The organism is Desulfohalobium retbaense DSM 5692, assembly GCF_000024325.1.
In the GTDB taxonomy this organism is placed as follows: Bacteria; Desulfobacterota; Desulfovibrionia; order Desulfovibrionales; family Desulfohalobiaceae; genus Desulfohalobium; species Desulfohalobium retbaense.
Genome location: NC_013223.1, coordinates 1,660,500 through 1,682,671, shown reverse-complemented (window position 1 = coordinate 1,682,671; position 22,172 = coordinate 1,660,500). Strand labels below are relative to the sequence as shown.

Annotated in this window: 23 protein-coding genes; 9 read left to right on the top strand and 14 right to left on the bottom strand. The window is 59.3% G+C overall.

Translation table 11 applies throughout. The annotated features are described in order from the left end of the window. Positions 1-131: 131 nt before the first annotated feature. Positions 132-605, bottom strand: a complete 474-nt coding sequence (locus tag DRET_RS07265) for an arsenate reductase ArsC (protein WP_015751886.1) — start codon at positions 603-605, stop codon at positions 132-134. 303 nt (positions 606-908) lie between these two features. Between DRET_RS07265 and murI the strand changes: the two genes are divergently transcribed. Then, positions 909-1,748 carry a glutamate racemase gene (murI, locus tag DRET_RS07255; protein ID WP_015751885.1) on the top strand — a complete coding sequence of 280 codons (840 nt, stop codon included), beginning with the start codon at positions 909-911 and terminating at the stop codon, positions 1,746-1,748. Between the two features lie 40 nt (positions 1,749-1,788). Here the strand turns inward: murI and DRET_RS07250 are convergent, their stop codons facing one another. Together DRET_RS07250 and DRET_RS07245 are read right to left on the bottom strand one after the other, a co-directional pair. Beyond that, a complete protein-coding gene (locus DRET_RS07250; protein ID WP_015751884.1) occupies positions 1,789-2,301 on the bottom strand; it encodes a hypothetical protein in 513 nt (170 codons plus the stop codon). Between the two features lie 138 nt (positions 2,302-2,439). Then, positions 2,440-2,958: a hypothetical protein gene (locus DRET_RS07245; protein WP_015751883.1), complete on the bottom strand. Its 519-nt coding sequence runs from the start codon at positions 2,956-2,958 to the stop codon at positions 2,440-2,442. 341 nt (positions 2,959-3,299) lie between these two features. Between DRET_RS07245 and DRET_RS07235 the strand changes: the two genes are divergently transcribed. The 4 genes from DRET_RS07235 (at position 3,300) to greA (ending at position 6,930) form a co-directional block, all read left to right on the top strand. Then, positions 3,300-4,406: an aminotransferase class I/II-fold pyridoxal phosphate-dependent enzyme gene (locus DRET_RS07235; RefSeq protein WP_015751881.1), complete on the top strand. Its 1,107-nt coding sequence runs from the start codon at positions 3,300-3,302 to the stop codon at positions 4,404-4,406. A gap of 155 nt (positions 4,407-4,561) precedes the next feature. Then, a complete protein-coding gene (locus DRET_RS07230) occupies positions 4,562-5,713 on the top strand; it encodes an aldo/keto reductase (RefSeq protein WP_015751880.1) in 1,152 nt (383 codons plus the stop codon). 263 nt (positions 5,714-5,976) lie between these two features. Then, positions 5,977-6,351, top strand: coding sequence for a hypothetical protein (locus tag DRET_RS07225; protein ID WP_015751879.1), 375 nt, complete (start codon positions 5,977-5,979; stop codon positions 6,349-6,351). A 93-nt stretch (positions 6,352-6,444) separates the two neighbouring features. Then, positions 6,445-6,930, top strand: coding sequence for a transcription elongation factor GreA (gene greA / locus DRET_RS07220; protein WP_015751878.1), 486 nt, complete (start codon positions 6,445-6,447; stop codon positions 6,928-6,930). 170 nt (positions 6,931-7,100) lie between these two features. Here the strand turns inward: greA and DRET_RS07215 are convergent, their stop codons facing one another. Beyond that, positions 7,101-7,478 (bottom strand): translation initiation factor Sui1, encoded by a 378-nt coding sequence (locus DRET_RS07215; RefSeq protein ID WP_015751877.1) that lies wholly within the window; start codon positions 7,476-7,478, stop codon positions 7,101-7,103. 493 nt (positions 7,479-7,971) lie between these two features. Between DRET_RS07215 and DRET_RS07210 the strand changes: the two genes are divergently transcribed. Both DRET_RS07210 and DRET_RS07205 read left to right on the top strand, forming a co-directional pair. Then, complete coding sequence (locus DRET_RS07210; protein WP_015751876.1) at positions 7,972-9,009, top strand: ADP-ribosylglycohydrolase family protein; 1,038 nt, start codon at positions 7,972-7,974, stop codon at positions 9,007-9,009. 2 nt (positions 9,010-9,011) lie between these two features. Beyond that, positions 9,012-9,488, top strand: coding sequence for a DUF1499 domain-containing protein (locus DRET_RS07205; protein ID WP_015751875.1), 477 nt, complete (start codon positions 9,012-9,014; stop codon positions 9,486-9,488). A gap of 9 nt (positions 9,489-9,497) precedes the next feature. Here the strand turns inward: DRET_RS07205 and DRET_RS07200 are convergent, their stop codons facing one another. The 6 genes from DRET_RS07200 to DRET_RS07175 all read right to left on the bottom strand — a co-directional run bounded on the left by DRET_RS07200 (position 9,498) and on the right by DRET_RS07175 (position 13,733). After that, entirely contained in the window at positions 9,498-10,445 is a 948-nt protein-coding gene (locus DRET_RS07200; RefSeq protein ID WP_015751874.1) for a sensor domain-containing diguanylate cyclase, read from the bottom strand. A 115-nt stretch (positions 10,446-10,560) separates the two neighbouring features. Further along, a complete protein-coding gene (locus DRET_RS07195; RefSeq protein ID WP_015751873.1) occupies positions 10,561-11,184 on the bottom strand; it encodes a chemotaxis protein CheC in 624 nt (207 codons plus the stop codon). 8 nt (positions 11,185-11,192) lie between these two features. Then, on the bottom strand, positions 11,193-11,549 hold the full coding sequence (locus DRET_RS07190) for a response regulator (RefSeq protein WP_015751872.1): 357 nt from the start codon (positions 11,547-11,549) through the stop codon (positions 11,193-11,195). Between the two features lie 194 nt (positions 11,550-11,743). Continuing rightward, positions 11,744-12,538, bottom strand: coding sequence for an ABC transporter permease (locus tag DRET_RS07185; RefSeq protein ID WP_015751871.1), 795 nt, complete (start codon positions 12,536-12,538; stop codon positions 11,744-11,746). Then, entirely contained in the window at positions 12,535-13,200 is a 666-nt protein-coding gene (locus tag DRET_RS07180; protein ID WP_015751870.1) for an ABC transporter ATP-binding protein, read from the bottom strand. The genes DRET_RS07185 and DRET_RS07180 overlap by 4 nt, the downstream gene beginning before the upstream one ends. 164 nt (positions 13,201-13,364) lie before the next feature. Then, entirely contained in the window at positions 13,365-13,733 is a 369-nt protein-coding gene (locus tag DRET_RS07175; protein ID WP_015751869.1) for a cupin domain-containing protein, read from the bottom strand. A gap of 430 nt (positions 13,734-14,163) precedes the next feature. On the opposite strand from DRET_RS07175, the gene DRET_RS07170 reads away from it, so the two are divergent. Then, positions 14,164-15,372, top strand: coding sequence for an FIST signal transduction protein (locus tag DRET_RS07170; protein WP_015751868.1), 1,209 nt, complete (start codon positions 14,164-14,166; stop codon positions 15,370-15,372). Between the two features lie 99 nt (positions 15,373-15,471). After that, positions 15,472-16,635: a GGDEF domain-containing protein gene (locus tag DRET_RS12995; RefSeq protein WP_015751867.1), complete on the top strand. Its 1,164-nt coding sequence runs from the start codon at positions 15,472-15,474 to the stop codon at positions 16,633-16,635. A 10-nt stretch (positions 16,636-16,645) separates the two neighbouring features. Here the strand turns inward: DRET_RS12995 and DRET_RS07160 are convergent, their stop codons facing one another. From DRET_RS07160 to lon, 4 genes are all read right to left on the bottom strand, one after another. Continuing rightward, positions 16,646-17,305, bottom strand: coding sequence for a hypothetical protein (locus tag DRET_RS07160; RefSeq protein WP_041281943.1), 660 nt, complete (start codon positions 17,303-17,305; stop codon positions 16,646-16,648). A 225-nt stretch (positions 17,306-17,530) separates the two neighbouring features. Next, positions 17,531-17,956 (bottom strand): hypothetical protein, encoded by a 426-nt coding sequence (locus tag DRET_RS07155; RefSeq protein WP_015751865.1) that lies wholly within the window; start codon positions 17,954-17,956, stop codon positions 17,531-17,533. A 527-nt stretch (positions 17,957-18,483) separates the two neighbouring features. Then, positions 18,484-19,314, bottom strand: coding sequence for an MBL fold metallo-hydrolase (locus DRET_RS07150; RefSeq protein WP_015751864.1), 831 nt, complete (start codon positions 19,312-19,314; stop codon positions 18,484-18,486). A gap of 257 nt (positions 19,315-19,571) precedes the next feature. Beyond that, positions 19,572-22,049 carry an endopeptidase La gene (gene lon / locus DRET_RS07145; protein WP_015751863.1) on the bottom strand — a complete coding sequence of 826 codons (2,478 nt, stop codon included), beginning with the start codon at positions 22,047-22,049 and terminating at the stop codon, positions 19,572-19,574. Positions 22,050-22,172: the final 123 nt, after the last annotated feature.

Sequence of the window (22,172 nt, the reverse complement as noted above, 5' to 3'; positions counted from 1 at the left end):
CGACCGTGAACGTTGTGTCGCCGTCCTTTGGGATTTTTGAACGACCTTCATTAGAGGGAATTGTTCACCAGTCAGCTAGCATTTCCGGCCCCTCGACGCCAGGTTCCTCCAAGCCAGGGAGCGGGGGTGGGTCAACGCTGAGGCAACCGCTGCCAGGACGGGGAAAGAGACCTTTGGGTGTCGCTGTCGAGCCAGTCAGCAAATTCCTGGACTGCGGCTTTGATCGTGTCGCGGATTTCGCGAACGGCCTGGCGTTGTTCTTCGTGGGTGCCGGTGACCGCGGCCGGGTCCGGGAACGGGAGGTGCAGGCGGTGCGTGACGCCGGGATAGATCGGGCATTGTCCTTCGCGGCTGTCGTCGCAGACCGTGATGACGTGGGTGAAGATGGCACCGTTTTTGAATAATTCAAAAACAGATTGTGTCGTTTTGTCGCTCAGATCGATTCCCTCTTCGTGCATGACTTCGACAACCAGGGGGTTGAGAGTCGTGGGCTCGAATCCGGCGCTGGTGACCCGGACATTTGTACCGGCGACCTGGCGCAGATACGCTTCGGCCATCTGGCTCCGGGCGCTGTTGTGGACGCAAATAAACAAGACGTTATGCATACAGACTCCTTAGTCCAAACCCAGGAAATGTTTGTTATATGGGGGGGCACTCGGGTGGCACGGACTATAGAAAAGGATTGTGGCAAGGCAGTGACAACGAGAACATTCGAAAAAAAACCGCATTTGCCGGTTGTGCGGTTCGTGACGGTGCTGGCCCGGATTTTTGCGCCGGACCCGAGCCCGTGCTCTCCTGGCCTGCTGTGTGCCGTGTTCGCGTCCCAGGGGAGAAATGGGTTCAACGAGGCTTCCAGCCCCTGGAACCGGTTGGACAGATTCAGGGCAGCGAAAGAAAAGAGATGAGACATGCAAGTGGAGCAAAATGCGACATCGCCAATGGAGGGTGGTATTGGGGTCTTTGATTCTGGAGTGGGCGGCCTTTCGGTCCTGAAGGAGATCGACCGTGTTCTGCCCCATGAAGATCTGTGGTATGTGGCCGACTCGGCCGAAGCCCCGTACGGCGAAAAAAGCGAAGAAGAGATCCGGCAACGTTCGCTGGAATTAGCCCGTTTCCTGGTCCAGCGAGGGGCCAAGGCGCTGGTGATTGCCTGCAATACGGCGACTGCCGCGGCCGCCGAGGAATTGCGTGCCCAATGCCCGGTGCCGGTGGTGGCGGTGGAGCCGGCGGTCAAACCTGCGGTGGCCCTGTCCTGCTCGGGGTGCATCGGGGTCCTGGCCACGACTGGGACATTGCAGAGCAAACGGTTTCAGGCGCTTTTGAAGCGGTATGCCGGGTCAGCCGAAGTCGCGGTCCAGGCGTGCCCGGGATTGGTGGAGCGCGTGGAGATGGGCGACCTGGACGGTCCGGTGACACGGGTGCTTTTGGGCAGCTATGTCCAGGCCCTTGCCGAACGGGGCGCGGACACCCTCGTGCTGGGCTGTACCCATTATCCGTTTTTGCGGCCGCTGGTGCGCGATTGCATCGGAGAGACCATGCCGGTTCTGGATACCGGCCTGGCTGTGGCGCGGCACCTGCACAGCGAACTCAGACGCCTGGAGCTGGAACGGCCTGCGGCGCGTCAGGGGCAGCGGCGGTTTTGGACCACCGGAGAGCCCGCCCGGTGTGAAAGCGTCCTCGGTCGGCTCTGGGGGCGGGGAGCGATCGTTGTGGAACATATCGCCCCGCGTCCACTGTCGTTGTTGTGACCTCTGCCTGAGCGAGGTGCCCCTGGAGAGACGAGAAGCGTCAGCGGCGTTCCTGGTGGCCTTCGCCCAGCGGTTCGCGGATCGGAGTCAGCGTCAAAGCGCGGGCGTCGGTTTTGCTCCGGCGGGGAACGCGACTCGCCACCGCATAGAGCATGGCCTTGGGCTGTTGCTCGGCCTGCTCGCCGTTGTCATCTTCCGGGCCGAACAGGGCGCGTAGACGTAATTGGTGGTACAAGTCGTGTTTTTTGAGTCGCCCGACGACCTCGCGGACCTCGGTTGCGGTCTCGAGCCGGCGCCAGCCGAGGTGGCCTGCGGGCAGATCCCACGGGGTTTTTTCCTCCCGGGGAATGAAGAGCAGGGCTGCGGGGTTGGCCTGTTGGGGGCCGGAAAAATAGACATCGAAAGCATCGAGCTCCTCGAGCAGATCATCGATGCGCAGGTCGAAACCGGCGCGAGAGGCGAGTTGACTTCGACCTCGTCCAGTGGAGGAGGTCACTCGCCAAATCAGCAATCCTACGATTACGGCCGCAGCCAGGACAACTATCCAGGGCATACAAACATCCTTATCCTGTTAGAACAGCTCAGCATATCCTTCTCTGCGTTTTTATTCCTTGTGTATTGGCAGTATCTGGACGAAAAGTCCACACCGTCAGAGCTGGCGGTGTGGACTTTGGTCTGGAATGGTTACGAGTTAGTTGAAGAGCCCTCGCCGGGGCTCGATGATTTTACGCAAAGGGTCCCGGACCGGATGGAGGGTGAGTGCCTTCGGATCACGGGTATCGCGCAACGGCACGCGGGCCTCAATGGCGTAGAGGAAGCCAACAGGTTCTCCGGCAGGCGCGAGGCCTTGTGGGGCGTAGAGTGTGCGTAGCCGAAGCTGACGCAAGGCGTCGTCGGATTTCAGGCGGCGCAGGATCTCCTTGGTGCCGGCGCTGGTTTCGACCCGCCGCCAGTCCGGATAGCCGGTCGGCAGGTTCCACAGGGACATCATATCCCGGGGAATAAAGAGCAGAGCTGCTGGCCGGGCTGGATTGGGACCGGAGTAAAACGGGGTGAAGGTTTGCAGTTGTTGAACAATGTTGTCGACCGTCATGGAGGCTGACTCAGGGCTGCCGAGAACAGCGCGTCCCCGGTTTTCCGGCGATAAAGAGGCACAGGCCACGGCGAAGAGGCAGGTCAGGAACAAGGGCAAAAGGGCGTTGCGAAACATGGGCACCTCCTGCAATGGTGGGGCTCACAAAAGTGGTGCTAGATCTGCCGCGATTGTTCCGGACAGAAGCGGGCTCCCTCCCGGTATCCAAGGCAGTCCTTCAGGTCGGGGCCGCATTGTGGCGCAAAGGCTTGGACAAGCCGGGGGCCCTGTGGGCCATGTTTGCCCCGCGCCGAGAAATGACGTATGGATCAGTCACAGTGTGCGGTAACCTGCGATGTGGGAACACCGTCCGTTGGCAAGAGCTGGAGCAATATTGCGCCGGCTCTCTTTTCGTTGAAGACTCTTCGGATTGAAAGATGTTTCAACAGCGTGCCGAATCAGAAGCACACGGAGCGTTCATGCGATTGCAGCCTTTCAAATTGGAACGGTATTTTGCCAAATACGAATTCAATGTCCGCCATCTATTGAGTTCTTCGGATTGCGAGTCCATGACCGTGGCGGACTTGCTGGACCTGGAGCCCGGCGCTGCAGAGCGTTTTCACAATGTCTGGCTCGGCTATACCGAATCCGAGGGCAGTCCAACTCTGCGCGAGACGATCGCTTCCATGTACAATGCGCAGCAGGCCGACGACATTCTGGTCCACAGCGGTGCGGAGGAAGCGATTTTTTTGTTCATGAACGCGGTCCTGGAAGCCGGGGACCACGTCGTTGTCCACTGGCCGTGCTACCAATCCCTGACTGAAGTGCCGCGGTCCATCGGCTGCGAGGTCGATCTCTGGAAAGCGCGGGAAGAGGCGCAGTGGGGCTTGGATCTCGAGGAATTGGACGAACTGCTCAAGCCGAACACCAAAGCCATTATCGTCAATCTTCCGCATAATCCCACAGGATATCTCATGGAGCCCGAAACGTTTTCGCGGCTTTGCCAGTTGGCTGAAAACCGGGATATCCTCCTGTTTTGTGATGAGGTCTATCGCGAATCGGAATACGATGTCTCGCGCCGTCTGCCCGCTGTCTGTGACTGCTGCCAGACCGGTGTTTCGCTTGGCGTGACCTCCAAGACCTACGGGCTGCCCGGGTTGCGGATCGGCTGGCTGGCCACACGCCGTCGGGATGTCCTGGCCGCAGTGGCCCAGTTGAAAGACTATACGACGATCTGCAACAGTGCGTCGAGCGAATTTTTGGCTGAGTTGGCCCTGCGCCACCGGGAACACCTTGCCGAGCGCAGTGTGCGCTTGATACAAACAAACCTTGCTTTGCTGGACGGGTTTTTTGCCCGGCATGCTGAGCGATTCGAATGGCGACGTCCCCATGCCGGTCCAATCGCGTTCCCGCGTTTGCGTGATGAAGACGCGGACGATTTTTGCCACCAAGCGGTGGAGCAGGCGAGTGTCCTTTTGTTGCCGGGATCGCTTTACGAGTATCCCGGCGGTGCATTTCGCATTGGCTTTGGCCGGGCCAGTCTCCCTCAGGCCTTGGAAGCCCTTGAAAATTTTCTCCAGCGGTAGGTTCAGCGAAAACCCCGTTGCACCGACCGGTCGTCTGGGGTGCCTGACGCAGGGTGACCCGCGAAAAAGTTCCTATTCGGACCGAAAGGAGGAGCAACGGCAAACCGGTCCACCAATGGCGGTCAATCCGCTCAAGCGAAAAGGCAGAACGATTTATGCAATACAGAGTCATGGGACGCACCGGCGAACGCGTAGCCGCTTTAGGTCTCGGATGTATGCGTTTTCCGGTCGTTGATGGTGACGACGGCTGCATTGACGAGCCGCGGGCGACCGTGTTGTTGCGCGAAGCCATTGACGCTGGAGTGAATTATCTGGACACGGCATACCCCTACCACAAGGGGGCCAGCGAACCTTTTGTCGGTCGCGCTCTTCAGGGAGGCTACCGGGACAAGGTCCATCTAGCGACGAAATTGCCCTCCTGGGCCATTGAAAGCGCCGAGGATTTTGACCGCTACCTGGATGAACAATTACAACGTCTCCAGACCGGGCACATCGACTTTTATCTTTTGCACGCCTTGAAAGGGGAGTGGTGGCGGAAACTGCGTGATCTGGGCGTTCTGTCTTTTCTTGACCGGGCCGTTGCCGATGGCCGGATTAAGTACGTCGGGTTTTCCTTTCATGATGAGTGGGCGCAGTTTAAGGAGATAGTCGACGCCTACGAATGGGATTTTTGTCAGATCCAGTATAACTACATGGACGAAGATATTCAGGCCGGCAGTAAGGGTCTTTATTACGCCGCTAACAAGGGACTGGGCGTTGTGGTCATGGAGCCGTTGCGCGGCGGGAGTCTGGCCTCGACTGTACCAGAGCCGGTCCAATCTATTTGGGATGAGGCCGAGCCGAAACGGACACCGGCGGAATGGGCTTTGCGCTGGGTCTGGGACCATCCTGAAGTTTCGGTGGTCTTAAGCGGTATGAACAGCCGGGCGCAGCTCCACGAGAATTGCCGGGTCGCCGACGAAGCTACGCCCGGCAGCTTGTCGACCGACGATTATGAGCGCATCGGCCGTGTTCGACAGATCTACAGGGAACGCATCCAGATCCCGTGCACGAGCTGCGGTTATTGTCTGCCCTGTCCGAGCGGGGTGAATATTCCGCGGATCTTTTCGATCATGAACGACAGGTTCATCTACGACGCCACCCATTGGTCGCAGGTCATGTATAATGTGGCGACGAACAGCGATGAAAACGCGGCCAATTGCGTTCAATGTGGGGCCTGTGAAGAGGTGTGCCCACAGCAGATACCGATTATGGCCAAATTGCAGGAGTGTCACGAAACATTGGCACAGGCGGAGGAATCGGACTGATTCTGACGGCGCAGGGTCCTGATCTCGTGAGGCGTATCGCCCGGGGGGACCCGGGCGATTTTTTTTCCGGAACCATAGTCAGGTTTGCGACCTGGAGTCGTGAAGCTGGTATTCTACCAGTGGCCTTAGTGTGAACCAATTCGCCTAGAGGCAACGTACTCTGGGCATACATTTTTTCTAATGGGTAAGGGAGGCGTCACCGGTGTGCATTGGGACCGGGATGCAGACAACACGGGGAACTAAGAGGTCAAGGACAAAGCACAATGTTGAATGCACTCAAGGATTGCGTCGGAGAAACGTTTTTGCAGGCCCAGATAACGGTCCTGCGCCAGTTGGGGCCCAAGGCTGGGAAGCAGCGTACGGCAGTACTGCTCGCTTCGCTTTTACGTTCGGCTCAGGAGAATTGCCGCGGGGAAGAAGGGGCAGCCGGAGAAATCGCTGAATTGTTGGACCTCGTTGTGGATGACCCGTCCGTCCTGGTCGAGGAGTCCCATGAAAGCGAATTGCTTTTTGATCTTGTGGATGCCATTTGCCGAGAGGCCGGATTGATGGCGTTTGCCGAAAGCGATGATGAGGAAGGGCTGGCTGAAATGGCCTTGACCGAGTTCGTGGCCTGGGCCCGCGGCATCGACGTCTGATCAGCGACGGCATTGCTAGGCCCAGCTTGGACGCTTTAAGCTGGCAACAAGGTTTCAGTCGAGCATCACCTACCGAAGAGAAGGAGAGCACGTATGGATACAATTCCCATTTCTGTTGAAGGATTTGAAAAGCTGAAGCAGGAACTCGAAAATCTCAAGAAGGAACGTCCCGAGGTCATCCAAGCCATCAAGGAGGCTCGGGAGGAAGGCGATTTGCGCGAGAATGCCGGCTATGACGCCGCACGGGAGCGTCAAGGCATGCTTGAGGCCCGGATTACCTACATTGAATCCCGGCTACCGCAGTGCAATGTCATCGATCTTGACACCATGGGCGGCGACAAGGTCGCCTTCGGGGCCACGGTGGAGATCGAAGACATGGAGACTGAGGAAGTCAAGCGCTATACCTTGCTCGGTCCGGACGAGGCCAATGTGGACCAGGGGAGCATCTCAGTATTTTCTCCCCTGGCCAAGGCCCTGCTGGGCAAGCGCGTCGGTGACGAAGCCATTGTTAATGCCCCGCGCGGGCGGATCGAGTACGAAGTGCTTTCTATTGAATTCAAGGGAAAACAGGACAGCTGACCCGCCCACCGCTGTCAGTCGCCCCGTTTGCCGACATGGTTAGCGACGACAAAAAGGCCTGGACCTTGATACAAGGTCCGGGCCTTTTGACATTGTGCTTTCTGGGGCACGGGAACACGGCAAAACGGTTCCCGTCAGCGGAGGCGTTTCGTGCAGGGCAGGCCCGGGAATCAGCCACCGGCGATTTTCACTGTATATCCCTGGGCGCGGAGTTGCTGAGCCAATATGTCCCGGTGCTCTCCCTGGATTTCGATGACGCCGTTTTTCACAGTGCCGCCAGTGCCGCATTTTTGTTTCAAGGTCTTGGCCAACTGCTTGAGGGCTTCTGCTTCAAGGGGTACCCCGGTGATCAGTGTCACCCCTTTGCCCTTGCGGCCCTTGCTTTCGCGCTTGAGGCGAACAATGCCGTCGCTTTCCGTGGCGGCAGCACTACCTTTCTTGTTTTTATGACAAACGCAGCGGGCGGCCGACTGACCGCATTGCGGGCAGAGGCGACCATCGTCCGTGGAGTAGACGGCGCGCGAATTGTGTGGTTTTTTAGGTGCCATAACCGTTCTCTTTTGCTCTTAGTGGATGCTTGGCAATAAGGATCGAGTATCTTCCCAGCCCAGGAGGTGTTAGCCTGCGTCAGAGCAAAGCCCCTGTCAACAAAGACCGGGAAATGCAGAAAGGCTGCGGAATCAACGCATACCCCAAGGAATCGGTCTGTGGTCCAGGCTTTTCTGGGGGCTTGTGCGGGCCCGGTCCCGGAATGTTGCCCTCGGCCTGGAAAAATAGCGTAGGCGTACTCCTGGTGCGTTCAGTCCATGACCGGCTTGCGGGATTGCGGAAGACTCGGCGTCTTGGGGCGCTCGAGGCAGCTTCCAGGCCGCGTTCAACATCCCGGGACCGGTCTGTGGCCCAGGCGTTTCTGGGATGGAGTCTCGGAATTTTTTTTCTGGTTTATAGAGATGTATGGCGGTGTTCGACAGCGTCCGGAGCGCTCTTGCGGGATGCTTGGCACGTGGTTGAGATGGTCTATTCAGGTCCACAGGAGGCGTTATGAACAAAACAGAGGACAGGATCGCCGGCGCTATTGTCGGTGGGTTGGTCGGCGATGCCCTGGGTGTCGGGCCGCATTGGTATTACGATCTCGATGCCCTGCAGCGGGAGTACGGAGCCTGGATCAGTGATTATACCGAGCCAAAACCCAGCCGGTACCATGCCGGCCTGCGAGCAGGGCAAAATTCACAGACAGGCCAAGTCTTTCGCTTTCTCCTCGATTCTCTGGTGGACAACGACGGCTACAATCAGGCCGATTTTACGGCCCGCCTGGATGGCCTGCTCCAAAAGCTCGACGGACGCCCAGCTTCCGGCCGGTATACGGACCAAGCGATGCGCGACGTCTGGAAGGCCCGGCAGCAGGAAGCCCGGAGTTGGGAGGAGGCTGGAAGTTTTGCGGATACGGCTGAAGCGGCCATCCGGGCTCCGTTGACCGCGCTGCGGTTTCTCCAGGATCCGGAGCAGGCCGTGGTCACAACCGTGGCCCAGACCGGTCTGACCCATGTGGACCCCTTCATCCGCGGACAATCCGTGGCCTTTGGCCTTCTTGTCGCCGCCGTAGCCAGGGGCGGCGGGCTCGAGGCCATGCCCCAACCGGTCCTTTCCTGGCTCAAGCCGGTCCAAGGGCTCTTGGCCGTGCCGGACCCCTGCGGCGGGGCGCCTGTGAAGTTCTTTGACGCCCTGCTCCAACCCGGCTGGTCGGCAGCGGCTGCGACCGACCCGGCCATTCGGATTTTTCCACCCCAGAAGGCGTGCCGTCTTTTCGGTCTGGCCTGCACGTTGGGGTTCATGCTGCCGGCGGCCTATTATTTTGTGGCCCGATTCGCGTATGATTTCGAAAATGCGGTTTTAAGCGCCGTGAACGGTGGCGGGAACAATATGGCCCGGGCGGCTTTGACCGGTGCGTTGTCCGGAGCTCAGTGCGGACTGTCTCAGATCCCGCTACGATTCATCGAGGGACTTGAGGCTGGAAATGCGGTGGCAGACAAGGCCCGGACTGTTGCCGAGGCCGCCACACGAGGAATGAAGGAGGTCTAGGCGTGGGAAAAGTGCTTGTTGTTCTGGCGCTGATCGTGTGTGCAGCCGGGGGAATGTTGTTGGCCCTGGCCTTGCTCTCGCATTGGCGAACCCCTTCATTGGGCGGTCCCGAAGCCGGCCTCATGGCCTGTCCTTCGCAGCCCAATTGCGTCAACAGTCTGACCGGGGAGGACAGGCGTGCAGTGGCCCCGTTTGCCTATCAGGGACAAGCGGACCAAGCCTGGGACAGACTGCGCCGCCTCGTGCAGTCCGTGGGCGGAGTGGTCCAGCAGGAGACAGAAGGGTATCTCTGGGCGACGTTTCGCAGCCCGGTGTGGCGGTTTGTGGACGATCTCGAGTTGTATCTGGATCAGAAAAACAAGCTGATCCATGTCCGGTCCGCTTCCCGTGTGGGGTACTCGGATCTGGGAGTCAACGCCAAGCGGGTCGCCCGATTGCACGCCTGTTGGGCAGAGGAACGGGCGAATTGTTCAAAATAGGCGGGGTTCTCAGCTAAGGGAGCATTGGACGCAGTCTCGACCGGCATCCTTGGCTTTGTAAAGATATTGGTCCGCAGACAACAATAGGGCGTCGGTAGACAGGCACTCCATGTCTTCGGTGCAGGCGCATCCGGCGCTGACAGTGAGCGGTATCTCGAGGTCCTCATAGGGGACCGGAGTCGCGGCCACCGCTTTGCGCAAACGCTCGACGATCTCGAAACCGGACTTCAGGGAGGTCTCTGGAAGAATAACGCAGAATTCCTCTCCGCCATACCGACCGACAAGGTCATACTGGCGGAGCATCGATTCCAGGCGCTTTGCGGTGTGGATCAGGACTTGGTCGCCGCAGAGGTGGCCATAGGTGTCGTTGACCACTTTGAAGTGGTCCAGATCCAGGATGGCTACCGTGACCTGGGAGCCGCTGCGTCCGCAGCGCGAGAGTTCCCGGGACAGGCTTTCCATGAGGTGACGCCGGTTGGCCAGGCCGGTCAGCGGATCGAGGCGGGTCATTTCTTCGAGCTGGCACCTGGCTTCTTCCATGCGCTCCCGGGCCAGGACAGTGTCAGTTTCGTCGGCCACTTGGACACAGACATGCGAGACCCGGCCTTGATCGTCGCGCAATGGGGCCAGACTCACGCTCTGTTGCATGTAGTCGTGGTTGGTGTCGAGGTATTTCTCGGATTTGAAGGGGAAAATATAGCTGTGGACATTTTGGGCGAAGAAACTGAAATGGCCGAGCTTGAAGACGCTGTTGACCTTCCAGAAAAAGGCTTTGGAATCCAGTTCGGGAAAGAAATCACGGATCGGACGGCCGAAGACTTCGGCGCGCGTCAACCGGCTGTGCTCCTCCATCCAGGCATTCCAGAAGACGATGCAGAGCTCGCGATCGAGCACAACGATACCCTGATTGAGGATGTCGAAGATCTGGGTTTGGTCAAAAGAGGTGTTGGCCGGCATAGTTCTCTGGAGTTTTTAGAAAAAATCGTTGTGCTATCCTGTCCGTAGCCTGGACGCGACTCTTCTGGGGTCCAGCGCTTCGTCACAGTGGTGTCGGTCTTGGCGAGACCCTGGGCTAATCGAGCCGGTCGAGAAAGGAATCGATTTCCTGGAACAGCCATTCATGGCATCGGGTGGACAGCAGAAAAAAAAGATAGCCGTAAATTTCACGGCCCGCGACCTGGAAGTGGGTCTGGACCATCAACACTGAACCGTCGTGTTCGGTGACTTCACGCTGAAAATGGCCGGACTCCAGCGGTTCGGTGAAGACTTGGGGCGGTTTGAAGGACACCCGGGTCTGGAGGAGTTCGGCGAATTGGCCCAGGCTGGCGCCGATGACCAGGTTGCCGATTTCGAGCAAGGCCTCTTTTTCAAAATTATCAGACTCCATATCCGGCTGGAACCCCCAGTCCTCGCTGAGCATGACCGCGAGTTCCCGGCTGGACTGGCGAGGAAAGGCGAGTACGGCCTCCCCGAGAAAGTCCCCGTAGAAGGCTTCCTGGACAAGGCTGACCTCTCCGTCCTGGCCGAGGCTTTGGATCAGGAAATCGACGACGTCCCGGGGTTGGATGGAGAGGACCTCGGGAACATTCATCTCGAGCCGGGTGTGCAGAACGTCGGCGATGGAAGCGACTGCCCTGCCAAATCCGATATTGACGAGTTCTCCGATGGCTTCGCGGCGTTCTTCTTCAAGATGCATACAGCGCCCTACACGCAGCTCTCGATGAGTTGACGCAACGCATCGGCTTTTGGCGGTTTCATCAGAAAATCCTCGGCCCCAAGGGCGAAGGCTTTTTCTCTGGACGACTCCTGGACATCGGCCGACTGGATGACCACCCGGGCCTCAGGATCCAGCTCCTTGAGGCGGGTCAGGGTTTCGAACCCGTCCATGTCCGGCATGGTCAGGTCCAGCAGGACCAGGTCCGCCCGATGGGCCTGATACTGCTCCAGCCCCTCGCGGCCGCCTCCAGCCTCGGCGATGGTGTAGTCTCCCGGCGGGAGATTGGCTTTGATCATTTTGCGCGAAATGGCGGAATCGTCGATGAGCAGGAGATGCCCAGCCATGCGTTCTTCCTTTACAGGGAGTTCTTGGTGATTCGGGGGCCAAACGGGACCCAGGGTCAGAGGTCGCGGCACAGAAACGGGGCGTCAGCATCCCAAACTTTGAAAATTCGAAATGCTACCGAGATCTCAGATACTCTTGGATAAATATTGTTTCCGTGTAGGCCAGGATCTGTACAGCGTCAAGGCGGTGTTTTTCAGGCGTCTTTGAGCTCGGTGGCCCGAAGTTGATGGCTCGCGGAAAACAGGCGGAAAAAGGCAAGCACCGTCACCCCAAAGGCGCCCAGGGCACTGGAAGCAGCGATCATGAAGGTGATGACGATCTGATAGCGCACCGCATCGGCCGGGGCAGCTCCGGCCAGGATCTGTCCGGTCATCATTCCCGGCAGACTGACCAGGCCCATGACCATCATACTGTTGATTACCGGAATCATCCCGGTGCGCAAACTGTCTCGGACCAGAAAATGGGCCGCTTCCCAGCGGCTGGCCCCCAGGGTGAGGCTTGTTTCGATCCGGTCGCGCTGGGTCAGGACCCCTTCCATAAAACGGTCCAGGGCCAGGGAAATCCCATTCAGGGCGTTCCCCAGGACCATGCCCAAAAGCGGGATAAGGTATTGGGCCGTAAACCACGGTTCAACACGGAGAATGCCGGTGACCGCAGCCCCGGTGACCAGGGACGAGGCGGCGAGCACTGAAAAGAGACTGCTGAAATAAATGCCGGCGAATCGGCGCTTTGTCCGTCGCACGGCCGACACCCCGGCCAGGGAGGCCATGAGCAGGCCCATGCCCAGCACCGGCACCGGGTGGTTCAAGGCGAAAATGGACTCGAGAATAAACCCCACCAGCAGGAGCTGAACGGTCATGCGCAACGCGGCCAGGGCGAGATTGCGGGCCAGCCCCAGGCGAAGCCAGATGGAGATCCCCATATTCAAGAGGATAAGCAGGGCAGCCAGGCCGAGTTCGAAGGGGCCGATGTCGATAAGCGTGGTCATACGGCTTCTCGCAGGTCGAGCACCCGGTGGGTCAGGCGGTGGATTTGGTGCAAATCGTGGCTGGTCCATAAACACGCCCGGTGTGCGGCATCCTCCTGCCAGAGACGCACGGCTGTTTCCACGGCCGCGGCGGTGTCGCCGTCCAAGGATGCCGTGGGTTCATCCAAAAGCAGGATGTCCGGCTCAAGCAATAACGCCCGGATCAGCCCCACGATCTGGGCTTCTCCGCCAGAAAGGGTAATGCCGGGGCGGTGGAGGAAATCGGCTTCTCTGCCCAGGGCGTGGAGCCACTTCAGGGCGTTGGGCCGCGAATACCGTTTTTCCCGGTTGATCTTGAAGGTAAAGGGGAGTTCAAAAGCGTCTTCAGGGGTGGTTTCGTAAATGGCCGGACGCTGGGGGAGATAGACCACGCGGCTGCGGTATTCGGGGACGTGCCAGACGGCGAGTTCCCGGTGCTGAAAGCGGATTGAGCCGGCGTCAAGCCGGTCCAGTCCTGCCAGAGCGCGCAGGAGCAGGCTTTTGCCAGTTCCCGAAGGACCGACCACGCCGAGACGCTCGCCAGGATAGAGATCACAATCCAGATTATGCCACAGCCGGCGTTCACCAACGCTCCGGCTCAGCCCCCGAGCCTGGAGAACAGGTTCAGACAACGAAACGGTCATAGGGAGATCAGAAAGCTTTTTCGATTGTGAGACCAAGGTGGGTTCTCAAACGGGGGGCGTTGTTCGGTGTTGCCACACTGCTTGGGCTGGAAGAGCGGCCTCTTTCAGGGCATGCCCTAGGCAGACGGCATCTCCCTTTCGGTCCCGTTGGCCGTGAATACGAATCACTCCAGGATTTCGAGATGGTCCGGGGCATTGGGCACCAGGCAGAGAAAGACAAAGGCCTCGTCGCCCAGGCAGGTGTAGGCGTGGGGTAGGCCGGCAGGAATGAGAACGACGTCTCCCGCCTGGACCCGCCGGGTTTCATCGCCGAGGGCAAGTTCAGCCGCTCCGTGCAAGACAAATTGTTCGTGCTCCACTGTGTTGGTGTGCCGGGGCATGGACCCGCCCGGTTCGATGCGAAACCGGCGCATGGCGAAGTTGGGCGCCTGCTCCGCGCTGATCAGGACCTGCATGGAGGTTTTCGAACCGGCAGGAACCTCGTGAGCCGGGGCGTTATCGGCCGTAGCCACATAGGGGATATTTGTCGACATTGGGGTCTCCTCAGGGTGACCGCGAGCAAAACGGTGGCGTTCTTTTCGGCCCAGTGTATCAGAGCAGGGTGACGGTCTGGTGGCGGTGGCCGTGCTTTGCCGCGGAGAGATTGTCCAAGATTCTTCAGATCCTGTGCATACGTGCATTAGAGGTTTGTCCCCCCGCCGTCAATGCTGGGCGCGGCTATGCAGCCCGGACAGTGCGCTTGAAGCCGGTATTTGGTGCTTTCCCATGGCGTGAGCTCGGATTGCGCTGCTTAGCCGTCCTCGACACCGCGCTGCACGGGAATTGCGGTCTGGGGCGGAAAAAGATAGCCTCCAGAGCCGTCAACGCCCTTTTTTCCTGACGGCGGCGGCATCTGCCTGAATACAATACCGTTTCCCCCTGCCGTCAGGAGAAGAGACCGAACTCGAGAAGGACGGAGCACATATGCAGATTGCCACGGGATGGTCGACGCAGAAAATTGCCGGGCGAGCGGCACGTGAAGCCATGGCCGGAATAGCGGCTGCAGGGGATCGCCATCCTGATTTCGTTCTCTGTGAGTTGACGGAAGACTATGATGTCGAAGAGGTCCTGGCTCTATTGACCCAAACGTGGCCGGAGACGCCCGTGCACCTGGCCACAACCTGCCGCGGTGTCTTGTTGCGCCGGGGGTGGACGAGCAGTGCGGGACGGGTGCTTGGATTGTGGAGTGTTTTCGATGCCCAGGGGGCTTTCGGCACCGGCGGCGTGCCTCTTGAGGATCGTCCGAGTGCGGCCGCAGCTCTGGCGACCCGGCAGGCCCTGGATCAGGCCGGACGAGCCGGGGAGTTGCCCTCGTTGATCTGGATCAGCACCGCGCCGGGGTGCGAGGAACAGGTCCTGGCCGGTATCGAATCCGAAGTGGGCACCAATGTTCCCATTCTGGGCGGGAGCACTGCTGACAACGATGTCCTGGGGCGCTGGTCCCAGGGGACCAAAGCCGGAACGATGTCCAACGGCGTGGTCGTCTCGGTGTTTTTTCCCTCGGTGGAGATCGGCTATTCCTACCACAATGGGTATCTGCCCCAGGCCCAGTCCGGTACCGCCACTGAAGCCGAGGGGCGCCTGATTCGCTCCATTGACGGCCGCCCAGCTGCAGAAGTGTATAACGAGTGGACCCAGGGTTTGATCGGGCCGACTTTGTCCGAAGGCGGCAATATCTTTGACAAGACGACGTTTTGGCCTCTGGGACGGGTGCGGGGATGGCTGAACAACATCCCGCTCTATGTTTTGGCTCATCCTGAGCGGGCCGAGCCAGACGGGGCTTTGCGACTGTTTGCCGATGTTGAACAAGGCGAAACAGTGGTTTTGATGTCCGGGACGCGCAATGGTCTCATCCGGCGGGCGGGGCGGGTGGCCGAAAGCGCGCTGGACAGCCTGGACGTGCTGCCTTCTCAGATTTCTGGTGCGTTGGTGATCTTTTGCGCCGGTTCGATGGTTGCCATCGAGGAGCATATCGATGAAGTGGCGCAATCCATTCACCAGGTCCTGGGCGATGTCCCCTATCTTGGCTGTTTTACATTCGGTGAGCAGGGGCGGCTCGTGGGCGGGGGCAACCACCACGGCAATTTGATGATTTCCGTGGTCGTCTTCAGTGATCAGGAGGCGGTTTTTTGAGCCCAGGGATCTGCGGAGGCACAAACGCCAAATCAGCCAGACAATACGCGGCATAGTCGCCTGGACTCTAAGGTCCAAATCCATTTGAAGGTGGCACCAGTGACAGACAGAAACCACCCCGGTGCCGGGGTCGACTACGAGGAACTCTACGAGGCCTTTCTTGACCTGGAACGGGTCCGCCGGCGTGAGGCGGAGTCGCGGCAAGTAGCCGAAATTTTGCTTGATGGACTGCGAGATCTGACCAGTGCCACCACGGCCCAGGATGGTCTGGACAGCGTGCTGAGCATTTTACGTCAGGCCGGCGGCTTTGCGGCGGTGTTTGTTCTGGTTGAAGAAGCCCAAGACGTCTTCAAGGTACTCTCCAGTACGGACAGTGTTTTTGAGGGTACTGTCTGGCGCAAAAAGGAGGTGTTCAGCCGCCTGCTGGAGCGGATGAAGCCGCTGGTCGTCTATGACACGCGCTCGGTCCCGGAGTGGCAGCGCCATCCAGGTGTGGTCCGGGAAAGGGCCAAGGCGGCCGTGCACGCCCCGTTCGCATTTGGCCGGGTGCGGGCCGTGTTGACCTGTGTTCGGGAAGAAAACGGAGCCTGTGCCCAGACGGATGCCAAGTTGCTCTACCGGCTGATGCCCCTTTTAGAGCAGACGCTTTTGACCATGCGGCGCATGGACGAGCTGCGTCTGGCTAAAGCGGCCTTGCATGCCAAATCCTGCGCGCTGGAATCCACGGTTCAGGAGAACCGGCTCCTGGCGCGAACGGATTTTTTGACCGACTTGCCCAACCGGCGGGGCTTTTTCGAGGCCGGAGCCAAGGAGATCCGTCGGGCACACCGGTACGGCCGGCCCCTCTCGGTTTTGTTGCTCGATCTCGACCACTTCAAAAAGGTCAACGATGTCTACGGTCATGACGTCGGGGACCATGTCCTGGCCCAGTTTGGACAAAAATGCCGCGGCAGGCTCCGTGAGCACGATCTTATGGCCCGCCTCGGCGGCGAGGAATTCGCCGTGCTGTTACCGGAAACCCCGGTTGCCGAAGCGAGCCAGGTCGCTGAAGGGTTGCGACGGTTTGTTGAAGGCTCCAGCCTTGCCGGGGTGTTGGAAGCCGGAGAGGTTACCGTGAGTATCGGGGTCTGCGAACTCGCGCCCCAGGAAGATTCCTTGTCCGAAGTGTTGAAACGGGTGGACACGGCTTTGTATATGGCCAAACAGGCCGGGCGGAACCTGGTCCGGCCCGAGCAAGCGTTTCCGGCCTCCCGGGCGAGTTGACAGCCATCAGTTATACCCCGCCAGCCGCTGGCCAGTGCAGGACCCCCGTCACCACGGGGGGTGCGAGCGGGCGCGGCAGAATGATCCGTCCTAGCCCATCGCCGTTTCCAACGGCCTCTCCCCGTCCTTCCGCCCATTCTCTGAGCACGGCCGCCGCAACCCAGGCGTCAAGCATGTCTTTGGGACCCGGCGCACAGGCCGAAAAATCGATCCACAGACTGACGTCCCGATTGTCTTGAAGCTGGAGATACGCCGCCGAAGGAAAGACCTCTTCCGTAGCAACAAGATGGCCCAGTACCTCAAAGAGGGCAAAACCGCGTTCCATCCACTCCGGCGCTTGGCCCCGCACCGGTGTCCATTGTGGACGCCCCAGTCCATGGGCGCTGATGACCACCTCGCAATGGCGTCCCCACCCTTTTTGAGTGGTGCGTGGAATCCATTGGCCACTGTTGCGCTGCCAATACCAGTGCCGCGGGCCGGGCAACGGCTGGCGCGGGGCATCCAGTCCAACGGCCTGCAGTCCGTGCGGCAGCCATTGCCGGACCAGGGTTGGGGCTTGGTGCACCGGGTTTTCGAGCCACCCGGAAGCCTGGAGTAAGCCGTGGGCATCGATAACCGCGTAGGAACAGCCGCGTCGGATCTGGATGTCCATGCCGAGATAACAGGCCACAATTTCCCTTTCGAGTGTTTTGCTGACTGGTGAAATATTCCTTCTCATGCAGGTGGTGCAAAAATCCCAATGGACGGCGACACAGCGTGCAAGGTCGCAACGGACGTACCCGTACGTACGAGTTTAAACGTTTTGCAGCTGTCTGCCATTGGGAGATTTTCAACGGCCTGGTAGGGGGGCCAGAGCCCCCTGCTTACAGGGGGCTGGAGAAAAGGAGGTGCTGCCTCAGGCGGACCGAGCCTGTTCTATGGCTTCTTTGATCCGGTCGGCGACGTACTGGGTATCCACATCGGCCTCAGTGTCGAGGTCGAAGCACACGGCGTCCTCTCCCAATAATCCTTCCGGCACCATATCCCCCAATTCTTCAGGGTCTTGGACCATATCCGCATAGAAACAGACCGAGAGCCAGCGGTCCTGAGGGTCATCGTCAATGACATCGATCATGACGAAAAGATCGCGTTGGGACTGGTCGACATGGCGCCCGCGCAGGGAATAGGTCACACCGGGACGGCCCTTGAAAGAGATGTCCACGCCCTCGGCGTTTTCGAGGAGGGATTTCAGGTAGATGTATTTGGGTTTGGCCTGCTGAGGGTCGGTTGTCCAATCGGTCAGGAAGGCGGTTTCCGTGAGATCGTGGCTGGCCTGGTCCATTGCTCGTACTCCTTGGAAAGGGAAGGTTCATGCAGTTCGGCTCCTGAAGGCACCGACCGTCCTCGTCTTGGCACTCGGAAGGATCAAGGCATCACGCCGTGCGAGACGGACAGCGGGAGATGTTCAAGACGTACTGCGGTTCACATGTAGTGGCCGTAGCCGCTCTGACCTCGCTCCGGAAGAGGAGTGGACTGTCTCCGCCATTGGGGAAACGCCACATTGGAATTGATATGTCCCACCCAGACGTGCTTGTAGCAGGGGGGCTCTAAACTGGTCAACGGGGCAAGGAGAAGAGCTTGGAGACCAAAAGAAGGTAGGTGGTAAACGGTTCAGTTTTTTTGCAGCTTGGGCGACGGGACAAGACAGTGTCGGCGTGGAGGGCGGGAAGCTCCACGGTCGGAAGCATGATTTCGGAGTTGGCTTTTGTGGAACTGCCCCCTCAAATCGTACTTTTGCGCCGAAATCACGGTTCGCGGTTTCCTTCGGCCTGCCGCATGCCCCTCCGGATTCTGGCGCCCCCCTTGGGATCAATACGACAGACTCAGCCCGGAACCGACTTCGCGCAGGGGCAACGTCCGGGCGAGAGCGATTTTCGATGCCAGGTCCGTGCAATGGCCGGCGTGGAGGTGGGACAGCCCCTCTTTCTCAAGATACCCGATGGTGCCTGCAAGTTGCGCCGTGGAAGGGGATTGGAGATGGAGTCCGCCGATGATGTCCACCACCCGGCATTCGCCGGTGAGGTGCTTGGCGTATTCGACGATGTTGCAGATCCCGGCGTGGGAGCAACCGGTTATGATGACCAGCCCTTTTTCGCTCCGGTAAGCCAGAGCAGTATCGTCCGGCAGAAAATCCGGTCTCTCGTCGTCGGCTTTGCTGCCGATGGGGTCCTGGGACTCGAAAGGCATCAGGCGGGGAATGGTCCCGAGCCAAGTCAACCGTTCGGTCAACGCCACAGGCTCGGTACTGAAAGTGCAGTTGAAATGGTGCCCGACTTTTTCCCGGCTCAGCAACGCTCCGATATCGCCAGCAGTGGGCTCGAAAACGCTGACAAAGGTCCGGGGATGGGCGACAAGATGTGGTGGGTGGTGTGGCAATCCCTGGAGCCGGGCTTCCGTGATGCGCCGGATGAGTGCATCGAGTCCCCAGGTGTGGTCGAGGTGGCCGTGGGAAAAGGCCAGAAAATCGAGATGGAGCAAGTCGATGCCCGCCCGGACCGCGTTGTGGAGGAAGACATCGCTGTAGCCGCAATCAAAAAGGATGCGCTGTCCCTGGTCCTCAATAAAGATGGACAGGGCCGGCTCGGCCAGGAAATAGCGATCGATACAGGTGCAATTGTCAACCAAAATGGTCAGACGCATAAAATTGGTCCTCGCAGGCAGTCTCGGTGGATACGGTTGCGTGCTTGTATGCCATGTTTTGTGACGGGATTCAAAAGCCAAGGAGTTGCTTTGCCCGACCACCCGTTGCCCTTGTTCACAGGGGCTTGCAGGAGCAATGTGGTCTCGGCATGACAAACTGAGGTGTTTTCACCGGCCCCAAAAGAGACAAGGCCGCCCGAAATTTCTTTCGGGCGGCCTTGTGGGTTCTGGGCTGCAGGACCAGAAGCCTGTCGGGATTATTTTTCACCGTTCGATTCGGTGTCCGGTCCGCTGACCTGCTGGACCAGGGGCCAGATCTCGTCGATACTTTCTACAGTATGGATCTTGATATTCCGGCGCAATTCGGAAGGGATCTCCTTGAAGTCCTTCTCGTTGCGGGCCGGGATGATCACCGTGCGCATTCCGGCGGCTACAGCGGCAAGGATCTTTTCTTTGATCCCGCCGACCGGGAGGACCCGGCCGCGCAGAGTGATTTCCCCGGTCATGGCCACATCGGGCCGGATCGGCGTCTCAGTCAGGGCCGAGAGTACGGCCGTGACCAGGGTGACCCCGGCGGAGGGGCCGTCCTTGGGCGTGGCACCGGCCGGCACGTGGATATGCAGATCCTTTTTATCGGCAAAGTCGTGGTCCAGACCGAGTTTCTCAGCCCGACTGCGGGCGTAGCTGAGCGCAGCCTTGGCGCTTTCCTTCATCACTTCCCCGAGTTGTCCGGTCAGGGTCAGTTTGCCCTTGCCAGGCATGGGCGTGACCTCGACGTGCATGATTTCTCCTCCGGCCGGGGTCCAGGCCAGGCCGACGGCGACGCCGGGGGGCAGTTCCAGTTCCCTCTCGTCTTCCTGATAGGGCGGCACGCCCAGGTATTTGGAGAGGTTTTGCGGTGTGACCCGGAAGGGGCCTTCTTTGCCCTCAGCGACCTTGCGGGTCATCTTGCGGCAAACCGATCCGATCTCCCGTTCCAGGTTCCGTAAACCGGCTTCCCGGGTGTAGTCGCGGATGATTTGGGAGATGGTGTTGTCGCTGATTTTGACCCATTCCTCTTTGAGCCCGTTTTCCTTGATCTGCCGTGGCAGGAGATAGCGCCGGGCGATGCGAACCTTTTCCTGCTCGGTGTAGCCGGGCAAGCGGATGACTTCCATGCGGTCCAGAAGGGCCGAAGGAATGGTGTCCAACATGTTCGCGGTGCAGATGAACATGACCTTGGAGAGGTCGAAGGGCACGTTCAGGTAGTGGTCGGTGAAGGAATAATTCTGCTCCGGGTCCAGGACTTCCAGCAGCGCCGACGAGGGGTCGCCGCGAAAGTCGTTGCCGACCTTATCGATCTCATCGAGCATGAAGACCGGGTTGCGGGTGCCGGCGTTTTTAATGCCCTGGATAATGCGCCCGGGCATGGAGCCGATATAGGTCCTCCGGTGGCCGCGGATTTCGGCCTCGTCGCGCATGCCGCCGAGGGACATGCGTTCGAATTTCCGGTTCAACGACCGGGCAATGGAACGGCCCAGGGAGGTTTTCCCCACGCCGGGAGGGCCGACAAAGCAGAGGATCGGCCCCTTCATCTTCGGATTGAGTTTGCGCACCGAGAGGTATTCCAGGATGCGTTCCTTGACCTTCTGCAGGTCGTAGTGGTCCTCATTGAGGATTTTCTCGGCCTGCTTGATGTCCAGGCGGTCCTTGGAGGTCTTTTTCCACGGCAGTTCAACGAGCCATTCCAGATAGGTCCGGATGACTGTGGCTTCCGAGGATTCGGGGTGCATGGATTCCAAGCGCTTGAGCTGTTTGTCGGCCTCTTTTTTGACGTCCTTGGACAGACCGGCTTTGTCCAGTGCCTCGCGCAGCTCCTCAAACTCTTCGTCCACATCCGCGCCTTCGCCCAACTCGGAGCGGATAGCCTTGAGTTGTTCGCGCAGGAAAAACTCTTTTTGGGCCTTGTCCATGCCCTCTTTGGCCATATTCTGGATCTTGGCCTGCATGGAGGCGATTTCCACCTCGTTCAAGAGCTGTTTGTTGACCAGGGACAGCCGTTCGATGGGATCCTGGCATTCGAGGATGGACTGGGCGTGCTCAGTCTTCATGCGCAGGTTCGAGGCGATCAGATCGGCCAGGCGGCCCGGTTCGTCGACGTTATTCAGTACGGACATGATTTCCGAGGCGTCGATGCCGCGCAGGGAGATGATCTCTTCGCTCTGCTCGCGGGCCGAACGCATCAGGGCTTCGACATCCGGGGTGATTTCCGGCGTTTCGGCTTCGGCAATCAGCTCGACCTCGACCTGGTGGTGCGGGTCGTGTTGCGTGAACTGTTTGATCCTGGCCCGCGAAACCCCCTGGACCAGCACTTTGAGACGGCCGTCGGGCATTTTGAGCATGCGCATGATCAGGCCGACGGTGCCGATCTCATAGAGATCCTCAGGACCGGGGTCGTCGTTTTTTTCGTCGCGCTGGGTGGCGATGAAAATGTACCGGCTGTCGTTGAGCGAGGCCTCCACAGATTTGACGGATTTGTCCCGCCCCACGAACAGGGGCAGAATCATGTAATTAAAAACGACGATGTCCCGTACTGCCAGCAAAGGCAGGGTTTCAGGGATTTCATCCAGGGAGTGCTCGTCGTCGCCGTTGGTTTTCTGGATCACAGCGTGGGTTGTTCCTCCCTGGCTGTCGTCTTCCGAGGCTGCCAGCTGGCCGGTGGTGGGGTCCAGGATATATACCTCAGATGTGCTCATTCGTGTGACTCCTTTATCCTCGTCTGCTTGGCACAGGGTCGTTGTCGGTCGTTGCGGCGGCCCGGATAAGGGCCTCAGGCTGGGTGTTCATTCGTGTTGCGCCCGATTTCAGGCGGATACTGG

Bases quoted from the DNA above. Each gene is read 5' to 3' on its own strand.
- DRET_RS07265 (WP_015751886.1), bottom strand. From the start codon at position 605: ATGCATAACGTCTTGTTTATTTGCGTCCACAACAGCGCCCGGAGCCAG.
- murI (WP_015751885.1), top strand. From the start codon at position 909: ATGCAAGTGGAGCAAAATGCGACATCGCCAATGGAGGGTGGTATTGGG.
- DRET_RS07250 (WP_015751884.1), bottom strand. From the start codon at position 2,301: ATGCCCTGGATAGTTGTCCTGGCTGCGGCCGTAATCGTAGGATTGCTG.
- DRET_RS07245 (WP_015751883.1), bottom strand. From the start codon at position 2,958: ATGTTTCGCAACGCCCTTTTGCCCTTGTTCCTGACCTGCCTCTTCGCC.
- DRET_RS07235 (WP_015751881.1), top strand. From the start codon at position 3,300: ATGCGATTGCAGCCTTTCAAATTGGAACGGTATTTTGCCAAATACGAA.
- DRET_RS07230 (WP_015751880.1), top strand. From the start codon at position 4,562: ATGCAATACAGAGTCATGGGACGCACCGGCGAACGCGTAGCCGCTTTA.
- DRET_RS07225 (WP_015751879.1), top strand. From the start codon at position 5,977: ATGTTGAATGCACTCAAGGATTGCGTCGGAGAAACGTTTTTGCAGGCC.
- greA (WP_015751878.1), top strand. From the start codon at position 6,445: ATGGATACAATTCCCATTTCTGTTGAAGGATTTGAAAAGCTGAAGCAG.
- DRET_RS07215 (WP_015751877.1), bottom strand. From the start codon at position 7,478: ATGGCACCTAAAAAACCACACAATTCGCGCGCCGTCTACTCCACGGAC.
- DRET_RS07210 (WP_015751876.1), top strand. From the start codon at position 7,972: ATGAACAAAACAGAGGACAGGATCGCCGGCGCTATTGTCGGTGGGTTG.
- DRET_RS07200 (WP_015751874.1), bottom strand. From the start codon at position 10,445: ATGCCGGCCAACACCTCTTTTGACCAAACCCAGATCTTCGACATCCTC.
- DRET_RS07195 (WP_015751873.1), bottom strand. From the start codon at position 11,184: ATGCATCTTGAAGAAGAACGCCGCGAAGCCATCGGAGAACTCGTCAAT.
- DRET_RS07190 (WP_015751872.1), bottom strand. From the start codon at position 11,549: ATGGCTGGGCATCTCCTGCTCATCGACGATTCCGCCATTTCGCGCAAA.
- DRET_RS07185 (WP_015751871.1), bottom strand. From the start codon at position 12,538: ATGACCACGCTTATCGACATCGGCCCCTTCGAACTCGGCCTGGCTGCC.
- DRET_RS07180 (WP_015751870.1), bottom strand. From the start codon at position 13,200: ATGACCGTTTCGTTGTCTGAACCTGTTCTCCAGGCTCGGGGGCTGAGC.
- DRET_RS07175 (WP_015751869.1), bottom strand. From the start codon at position 13,733: ATGTCGACAAATATCCCCTATGTGGCTACGGCCGATAACGCCCCGGCT.
- DRET_RS07170 (WP_015751868.1), top strand. From the start codon at position 14,164: ATGCAGATTGCCACGGGATGGTCGACGCAGAAAATTGCCGGGCGAGCG.
- DRET_RS07155 (WP_015751865.1), bottom strand. From the start codon at position 17,956: ATGGACCAGGCCAGCCACGATCTCACGGAAACCGCCTTCCTGACCGAT.
- DRET_RS07150 (WP_015751864.1), bottom strand. From the start codon at position 19,314: ATGCGTCTGACCATTTTGGTTGACAATTGCACCTGTATCGATCGCTAT.
- lon (WP_015751863.1), bottom strand. From the start codon at position 22,049: ATGAGCACATCTGAGGTATATATCCTGGACCCCACCACCGGCCAGCTG.